This window comes from Paenibacillus sp. J22P165 (assembly GCF_059692015.1).
This window is the reverse complement of sequence record NZ_JCAUAP010000008.1, coordinates 534,055-543,205: the sequence shown is the minus strand read 5'-3', so window position 1 is coordinate 543,205 and position 9,151 is coordinate 534,055. Positions and strand designations below refer to the sequence as shown.

Below are 9,151 nucleotides of genomic sequence, written 5' to 3'. Positions count from 1 at the left end.
TAGCATTTTGAAGCGCGAGTTCATCTACAGTAACCCGAAATTTAAGACTAAACAGGAAGCCCAGCAAAAGCTGTACAGGTATCTTGAGTTCTTTTACAACAGAACAAGGTCGAATAGCACAATTGGTTACATATCTCCCGCTCAATTTGAGCAGCTATACTACCAGCAGGTGGCTTAACTTAGTGACGTCCACTTTATTGACAGAAGAGCATTTATCGACTTACGGAAGAAGAAAGCTAGCTGTAGACTGCTGTAAGTCGATTTTATCGAGTTACGGAAGAAGAAAGGCAGCAGTTGCCGCTGTAAGTCGATTTTATCGACTTACGGAAGCAGAAGAGCAGTAGTTGGCCTCTGTAAGTCGATTTTATCGACTTACGGAAGAAGAAAGGCAGCTGTTGGCCGCTGTAAGTCGATTTTATCGAGTTACGGAAGAAGAAGTGCAGCTGTTGCCCGCTGTAAGTCGATTTTATCGAGTTACGGAAGCTGAAGTGCAGCAGTTGCCGGCTGTAAGTCGATTTTATCGAGTTACGGAGGTTGAAGAGCAGCATTTGCCCACTGTAAGTCGATTTTATCGACTTACAGAAGCAGAAGAGCAGCAGTTGTCCGCTGTAAGCCGATTTTATCGAGTTACGGAAGTTGAAGAGTAGCATTTGCCCACTGTAAGTCGATTTTATCGACTTACGGAAGAAGAAAGGCAGCAGTTGCCGGCTGTTAGTCGATTTTATCGAGTTACGGAAGAAGAAAGGCAACAGTAGACTGCTGTAAGTCGATTTTATCGAGTTACAGCAATGGTAAGGCTGCTATCCCCAGCTGTGCGTCACGCAGGCAATAAAAGAAACTGAAATCCCCATTCCGGGCATTTCAGTTTCTTTTTGTCTAGAAATCCAAAAATATGTCCATGACTAACGGAAATAGGTCATTGGCTTGCCTCAGCTTAAGTTTGTATAATGAAGGCATAGTTTGAAGGCAGGAGGGGTTTCATCTGAGTAGAAGACAACAACCAGGTAGGAAAGCAGCAAAAGCGATATGTTTTCTTCTCATGTTGAGCCTGTGCACGGTAGGCTGCGATAATGCGCAGACGAATGTGGCAACGGAGGAGCCAGCGGCTAGTAAGCTGCGAATTACCTTTTGGACACCGTTTAGCGGTGGGGATGGGCAATTTATGGCGGAGCTCATTCAGCAATATAACAATGAAAATACGGATCATGTAAAAATAGAGCAGATTAACAATAATTCAGGTGATTATTATACCAAGCTTTCCACGGCAATCGTGACCGAAGAAGCACCTGACATCGCGATCGTTCACTCGGCAAAATATTCGCAGTATGCACCAGCGGGATTTTTGACGGATTTGAATGCGCTAGCGATTGAAGCTGGCGTCCATTGGGACGATTTTAACCCTACGATTCTACAAAGCACGGTTGCTGACAATAAACATCTCGGAATTCCACTGGATACACACCTAGAAGTGATGTATTACAACAAGGATTGGCTGAGAGTCGCCGGTCTATTGGATGAGAAAGAAAAACCGATTATGGCAGAAGGCGAGGCAGGTTACTTAGCGTTTCTAGAGAAGATACGCGCGAGTGTACCGCCGAATATTACGCCATTAGCTGAACCCAATGTTCGGATTGACTCGTTCTGGATCTGGTTCTCCTTCTATAACCAAATGAAACAGGATGGCGGTAGGTTTTATACCGATGATGGGAAAGCGGCTGCGATTGACAATCCATCTGCACTGAAATCGTTGGAATTCGTCAACTCCCTCTACACGAAGAAGCTCATTTTGCCTAACATTAATGATCAGATCCAAAGCTTCGCGAAGGGCAATGCGGCGACGTTAATTTCAGGGGTATGGGGGACGGGAACGCTAGAGAAGGCAGCAGATTTACACTTCGGGGTGACCAAAATCCCACAAATCTACGATCACCCTGCAGCCTGGGGGGATTCTCATACGTTTTCACTCCCGTTCCATGAAAAACCGGATAAACAAAAGCAATTAGCTGCGATCAAATTTGCGAATTGGGTAGCCGCTCACGGCGCGAGCTGGGCGAAGGCTGGCCATATCCCTGCCGTGAAAAAAGCAGTCGCTTCAGAAGAATTTCAAAAGCTGAAATACCGTCCAGATTATGCCAGTGCCGCAGATGATGTGAAATATTTCCCAAATCAACCGCGACAGGGTTCGATTAACGATGAGCTTGTGCGTGAGTTCGAGAAGATGATGGCGGGACAAATCTCGCCGCAAGAGGTGCTGCAAAATGCGCAAAAGATCATTAATATCAATCTTCAAATCCAGCAAAATACACCTCAGCAATAGGATGCAAGGGATGAAAGATTTGCCTATTGCCATCAAGTTAATTGTGATGAGTGCTATTTTTATAGCGGTACCGTTAGGCATAGCCAGCTATTTAACCTTTACAAGCTATTCTGCGTCAATTCAGAAGAATACAGGAAAATATCAGATGGACGTAGTGAAAGAGCTCACTGCCAACATTGATACGTATTTGAATGAGCTCAATCTACTGACGTTATTGCCTTATCAATCTCCTCAGATCATGAAATATTTGGAAGTGAGCGAGAAGGCAAATGAGAATCTTTCCTTTAATGACCGCGTTACGATTGAGGATTTCGCGAAGCGTGTTTTTGCCAATGGACGTGTGGACATTTCGGGGTTGACGTTATATCGCACCAGAGGCGGGAATGTGTACACAGCCATAACGGAAGAACAGGCCAATTACACCATGCGAGACGTGAAGAAGGAAGTCTGGTACGACAAGGTTTCCCAAACGGGCAAAGTCGTGTATCTTGGAACTTTTAACAAGAATGGATTAGGAACGACGAGTCAGGTGTATTCTTTTGCAAGGAAAATTCGGAGTGTGGATACGGGGGCTGTACTGGCCTATCTCGTTCTCGATGTGGATAAAAATGTGATTCGCAATAAAATTGAAGCGATCTCGAATGATAAGAAAAATATCATGATCGTGGATAATGAAGGTTCCATGATTTATAAAAGCACCCTGACTGGCCCAGATGCGGAGCAAATCAAGCAGTTTAAAGGGATGGGGACCGTTGTCTATAAGCAAAATAACGACTCAGAGTTGGTATCCTACTATACGTCACCTTTAACGGGTTGGACCATGATCGAGATGGTTCCTTTGGCTATTTTGCTTCAGGACACGGTGTATGTACGGAATTATATTATTCTAATTGGTGTGGTGTGCTTGCTGATGGCGATTATTATTTTCACGTTATTTGCCCTTCGGATCACCAATCCAATCAGTGAGTTACGTAATCTGATGAAAAAAGTTGTAGTAGGCGATCTTGCTGTTTCCATTCCTATTCATAGCCGTGATGAAATTGGCCAGTTAAGTCAATCTTTTAACATCATGGTATCGAAGCTCAGTGATCTGGGATATCGGTTGTTCGAGTCGGAGATTCGAGAGAAAAATGCACAAATTTCGGCGCTTCAGAGCCAAATCAATCCTCATTTTTTATACAACACGCTTGGTTCGATTAGTATGTATGCGGAAATTCAAGGTAATAAAGAAGTTGTGAAAATGACCAATCATCTCAGCAAGCTGCTTCGTTATAGTATCAATAGTCATCAGAGCCAAGTCCCTTTACATTTGGAACTAGAGCATGTGACAGGTTATATGGCGATTCAACAAATTCGTTTTGAGGATAAAATAAAGTTCAACGTATGCATAGAGCCTGAGTTGCTGAGCTATTCGGTGATTCGATTTATTTTACAACCGATTGTCGAGAACAGTATTGTTCATGGGATTGATAAAGGCAATGGCTACGGAACGATCAGCTTATTTGGGAAAAAGCAGGATCATCAGATGTTGATTCAAATTCAAGATGATGGCGCAGGGATGAGTGCCCAGCAATTACAGAATCTGAAGGATCGGAAGTTCCAGATGACGACAACAGAAGAAGGAACTGGCGGCACAGGGTTAATGAATGTACATCGTAGAATCGCCTTACGGTACGGGAATCAGTATGGTGTGACCATCGAGAGTAGTCTCAAACAAGGTACGACGATTTCATTAACTTTACCGCTCATCGAAGGTGATCACGAAGGGAGAACGAATGATGCCTAGTATCTTAATCGTGGACGACGAAACCATATTTCGCAAGGGGATACGGTTGATGATTGGGGATATGCAAAGTGAATGGCATGTGATTGATGAAGCGACGGATGGTGCTGAGGCTTTAGAGAAGCTCGAAGAATTGCAGCCTGATTTAATTATTACAGATATCAAAATGCCAAGGATCGATGGTATTCAGCTCCAATATATTGTGAAAGAGCGCTATCCTCATATTTCGTGTGTCGTGATGAGTGGTTATAACGATTTTCAATATGCGCGAGAATCCTTGCGGTTAGGTGCGAAGGATTACTTAATGAAACCTTTTCAACGGGAAGAACTATATGCTTTGCTTGCAAAGCTGCAAGAAGAGTGGTTAAGCGAGAAAAGACCGAATAAATCGAACGGCATGGATCAACAGGTTCAGAATCAGATGCGGCAGCATGTGCTTGCGGGGCTTCTCACAGGGAATGTTCATCACGAAGAGACGGAGTTGCTTGAGAATGTTGGGCTACATTTTCCACAACCGTATATTAGTTGTTTAATTGCCAAATTGGATCGGGATTCAGTGACAGATGAGCGTTATTATCAGTTGAATCCATCACTTTTCTCCATCTATATTCAGCAGTTTATTCAAGAGAGTCTTAATGAGAGTTTCAATGGGTATGTATTCATTCACCACGACACGGAAGTCGTCGCACTGATTAATCATGCAGGTACGGCAACGATTAATTCAGATATCGAAAAGCTGACTAATCGAATTCGGAAGGATATTCGGGTTCAGTCTAATTTTACACTGACATTCGGGCTAGGCAGTCCTGCGAAAGATTTGGAAGCCATTTCCAAGTCGTATAAAGAGGCTGGATTAGCGTTGTTGTATCGTTTGGTTATTGGTGGGGATCGGTTACTGTCCAACGAAATTGTTGCGGAGATGGCGATGGAAAAGCACGATTGGCACGCTGCCGATTGGCATTCCTTGAATCAATTCGTTCAAGAAGGGGACTTAGCGAATGTACAGCAACAAGCTAGTCTTTATGTGACAAAGCTTTGCCAAGAGTGGAAGGATCCAGAAATGATTCACCAACAAATTTGTAAAATGCTGCTGCATTTCTACGAGTTGGCCGTGAATTTGGCCGTTGTGAAGATGTGGTTGCAAAATACGGATGTAAAGCAGGTTTTGGTGGACATTTACTCTTATTCATCCAGTAAAGAATTGATTGAGCGCTGCCAGAAGCTGCTGGGTGATCTCACCGTAAGCATCGGAAATCGCAAGAAAAAAATGGTGACCAGCCCAGTCGAAATCGTGGTGCGTTACGTTGAGGAGCATTATGCGGAATCCATCACCTTGAATACGATGGCTGAAATCGTGTATCTCAGTCCGTCTTATTTAAGTAGCTTGTTTAAAAGTAAACAAGGAAAGTCATTCATTGACTTTTTGACGGAGAAACGGATTGAGAAGGCGAAATCGCTGCTGCTCTATTCCGATGAAAAGATTCAAGCAATTTCGGATTCAACCGGATTTACGAATATCAGACATTTTAATCGGGTATTCAAAACGATTACAAATCGGACTCCCTCTGAGTTTCGAGAGGGGAAAAGCGTTGAACCGTTCAAGGTGAATTAGACTTGAGCGGTTTTTTTTGTATTGGGGATGGTACATACCCAATTGAGTGCGGCTTCGCGCGGGGCGGGGAGGAGATACTCGAAAAATTCGAGTATCTCGGCCACACGCGAGAGAAAAGGGAGGAGATACTCGAAAAATTCGAGTAACACGGTCTCGCGCGAGAGAAAAGGGAGGAGATACTCGAAAAATTCGAGTAACGCGGACGCGCGCGAGAGAAAAGGGAGGAGATACTCGAAAAATTCGAGCATCTCGATCTCGTGCGCGTGAAAAGCGAAGAGATACTCGAAAAATTCGAGTATCTCTTCGCTTTTCCCCCTCGCGCACGCGCAAACCAAGCACCTCCCCAAAAAAATAGCAATAGCGTGCAACAATTAAGCAATAAGCGCCTATAACAGCGCTTACAAACGTGCTACGCTTGATGTAGACGAAGCTCATTACATGTCTTGACGCTAATCCGTGTAAAGGAGGGAATTCGAAAAGTTACCTAAGTGAACTGGATACTCGATGAACGCTACTTTGCTGCTTTTAAAGAAACGGTCCCTATAGGAGGAAATCAAGCATGCGTATATCAAAGTCAAGCAAGCTGCTCTTCCAATCAACACTAGTCTCTTTACTCGTCTCAGCAACATTCGGAATCACACCGGCATTAGCTGCAGTCGATCCAACTTTACCTAACTGGACAACAGCGGGGTATAAAGGTGGTCAGGCACTGCCGACAGGCGGCACTTTGATTGATTTAACGACAAAGGGCATTACAGCCAACGATGGCATCGACGACTCAAACGCTTTGCAACAAGTGATTAATGATATTCGCAGTGGCACGTTGACAGTGAATGGCAGTGTTGTAAGCGATGCCAATCGGGCGATTCTGAAGTTTCCTGCTGGTCAAATTGACCTCAACAAGCAAATTCGTGTAGATGCGAGCTTCATTACGCTTCGTGGTGCAGGCAATAATCCGACAACGGGGACGAAGATCGTGTTCAAGCCAGCGGCGACGTACTCGGAGGATCCGGCTAATCCAGGGGCGCCACTCATCGATGGCAAAATGTGGCCAGGATATGCGGCCTTCCGCGTGGAGGATCGCGCCAAAGACTCAGGGGACACAACCTACGAGGGAAGTGTTAACTTTCACTGGTTAACGGGACAACGAGTTGCCTCAGCAGGCGGTGGCACCAAAGGCAGCACATTGGTGAAAGTTGCCTCAGGCAAAGGCTCTCAATTCGCGGCTGGAGACACGATTTATGTTGGCGCCGCCAATACGGTTGCTTTTTATGATCAGATGCAGGCCCCGCAAGCTTATCGCTACAACGGCCATATGCGTACGCAAATGTTCAAGGTCGTCAGTGTCAGTGGTGATAATCTGACGATAGATAAGCCGCTTGAGTTTGATATCCCTTTTAGCAACAGTGGCCAACTTCCTGCAGATCCTGGCGGTTCCAATTCGACGTATTACAGTAAAGTCATGAAGGTTACGGCTGTGAAGGGCGTGGGATTTGAGGATTTTTATTTTACACAAGATATTTCGTATACGCCTTACAACGGGCTCATTAATGCCAATGACTACGATGCGGTTACCAACCCGGGCGGAGTGGGACTAAAATATAAAAATGAAGCGCTGGAGTACGCGGTGCATGGTATTTTGTTCAAATTTGCACAGGATGGCTGGGTCAAAGGGATTCAAACCTACATGACGGGCTCTCATCCGATCGTGACAGAATTTGCGAAGAATATGGAGATTACGAATAACATTATTTTTGGAGCATGGAATAAAGGCAAGGGTGGTCATGGCTACGTTCGTGGTTCCAAATTGTACGATTCCAAAATCACGAATAATACAATTGATCGTGTTCGACATCTAACCTTGCAATGGTCGGCGACCGGCAATGTGATTCAAGGGAATGCACTGAGTGCTGACATGAACCTGCACGGAGGCTGGGAGCGTCACAATTTAATTGAGCAAAACACGATCAGCATCCCATTCGAGCATAGCTCTTGGGGAGAGGGTGAAGGCGGCCAGGATATGCTCGAGGGCACGTGGTATCCGATTTGGTACGGCGCTGGCCCACATGCTTCCAAATGGTCTGGCGGTACGGGAGAGCAGAACGTATTCTTCAACAATACGATGTCTAAGCAGACGACGAAAGGCGGAGCCTATGTCCCTTTTGCGCCATACAATAATGCGAACACGATTTATCAAATCGGTTGGGATGGCACGCAGTGGACGCATTTACAGAAGCCCACAGGGACTTTTATATCAACATGGGGGCAAAATGAGACCGTCGATTTCTCCCAAGCGCCAAATAAGGGCGTCTATGCTTGCTTGAGCTTTACGGGCAGCTCCTTGTTAGGAAGCGGAACGGCAACAAACTCGTGTACCGGTGGGACGGACACGCAAGCCCCAACCGTGCCAGCAGGGCTGACGGCAACGGCAGTATCAAGCGCGCAGATTAACTTGAGCTGGACGGCATCCACGGACAATGTCGGCGTAACGGGATACGATGTGTACCGTGGTGGCACGTTTTTGAAGACGGTAACGGGCACATCCACAACGGATACAGGCCTAACGTCAAGCACGGCGTACAGCTACTATGTTCGAGCGAAGGATGCAGCAGGCAACGCTTCTGCGGCAAGTAATACGGCGAGCGCAACGACACTTGCAGCTACTGACACGCAAGCACCAACCGTGCCAGCAGGGCTGACGGCAACCGCAGCGTCAAGCACGCAGATTAACTTGAGTTGGACGGCATCCACAGACAATGTCGGCGTAACGGGATACGATGTGTACCGTGGTGGCACGTTTTTGAAGACGGTAACGGGCACATCGACAACGGATACAGGCTTGACGTCAAGCACGGCGTACAGCTACTATGTCCGTGCAAAGGATGCAGCAGGCAACGCTTCTGCGGCAAGTAATACAGCCAGCGCGACGACGCTGAGCGGCAGCACTGCGGCTACGTTGAATCCCACGGATGATGCGTATGTACACGAAAGCAATCCCACAACCAATTATGGCAACGATACAACGATGTTCCTCAAGACTTCGTCAGGAGCAAACCGCGTTGTGTATGTGAAGTTTGATTTGAGCAGTATTTCCAGCACGACGAGCGCAAAACTTCGCGTTTACGGCAGCGCATCAGCGAATACGACGGTGACGGCTTATCAAACAACGGATAGCTGGACGGAAGCTACGTTGACGTGGAACAATAAGCCTGCGATTGGCAGTGCAGCTGGCAGCATCGCTATGAATGCGACCAATGCTTATTATGAAATTGACATCACATCCTATGTGCAAGCTCAAGTTGCGGGAGATAAGATTGTATCCATCGAACTGCAGGAGAGTGCAGGGAAGTACACGACGCTGAATACGAGTGAAAATGGGGCTAATAAGCCACAGTTGGTTATTCAATAAAGATGATATATCCCCGAATGGTCGACTTGA

The 9,151-nt window shown here is 46.0% G+C and carries 7 protein-coding genes; all 7 read left to right on the top strand.

The window, feature by feature from the left end; genetic code table 11:
- Positions 1 to 7 precede the first annotated feature (7 nt).
- The 7 genes from AC58QM_RS22530 to AC58QM_RS22500 all read left to right on the top strand — a co-directional run bounded on the left by AC58QM_RS22530 (position 8) and on the right by AC58QM_RS22500 (position 9,121).
- Positions 8 to 178: an IS3 family transposase gene (locus tag AC58QM_RS22530; RefSeq protein ID WP_497281543.1), complete on the top strand. Its 171-nt coding sequence runs from the start codon at positions 8 to 10 to the stop codon at positions 176 to 178.
- A 4-nt stretch (positions 179 to 182) separates the two neighbouring features.
- Positions 183 to 344 carry a hypothetical protein gene (locus AC58QM_RS22525; RefSeq protein WP_497287094.1) on the top strand — a complete coding sequence of 54 codons (162 nt, stop codon included), beginning with the start codon at positions 183 to 185 and terminating at the stop codon, positions 342 to 344.
- A complete protein-coding gene (locus tag AC58QM_RS22520) occupies positions 345 to 647 on the top strand; it encodes a hypothetical protein (RefSeq protein WP_497287093.1) in 303 nt (100 codons plus the stop codon). It begins immediately after the preceding gene.
- Positions 648 to 1,039: 392 nt separating this feature from the next.
- Entirely contained in the window at positions 1,040 to 2,317 is a 1,278-nt protein-coding gene (locus tag AC58QM_RS22515; protein WP_497287092.1) for an ABC transporter substrate-binding protein, read from the top strand.
- A 10-nt stretch (positions 2,318 to 2,327) separates the two neighbouring features.
- Positions 2,328 to 4,103, top strand: a complete 1,776-nt coding sequence (locus tag AC58QM_RS22510; protein WP_497287091.1) for a cache domain-containing sensor histidine kinase — start codon at positions 2,328 to 2,330, stop codon at positions 4,101 to 4,103.
- The gene (locus AC58QM_RS22505; protein WP_497287090.1) at positions 4,093 to 5,712 is read left to right on the top strand and encodes a response regulator; all 1,620 of its coding nucleotides are present in this window, start codon (positions 4,093 to 4,095) and stop codon (positions 5,710 to 5,712) included. Before AC58QM_RS22510 ends, AC58QM_RS22505 begins: the two co-directional genes overlap by 11 nt.
- A gap of 559 nt (positions 5,713 to 6,271) precedes the next feature.
- Positions 6,272 to 9,121 carry a CBM96 family carbohydrate-binding protein gene (locus AC58QM_RS22500; RefSeq protein ID WP_497287089.1) on the top strand — a complete coding sequence of 950 codons (2,850 nt, stop codon included), beginning with the start codon at positions 6,272 to 6,274 and terminating at the stop codon, positions 9,119 to 9,121.
- The last annotated feature ends 30 nt before the right edge of the window (positions 9,122 to 9,151 follow it).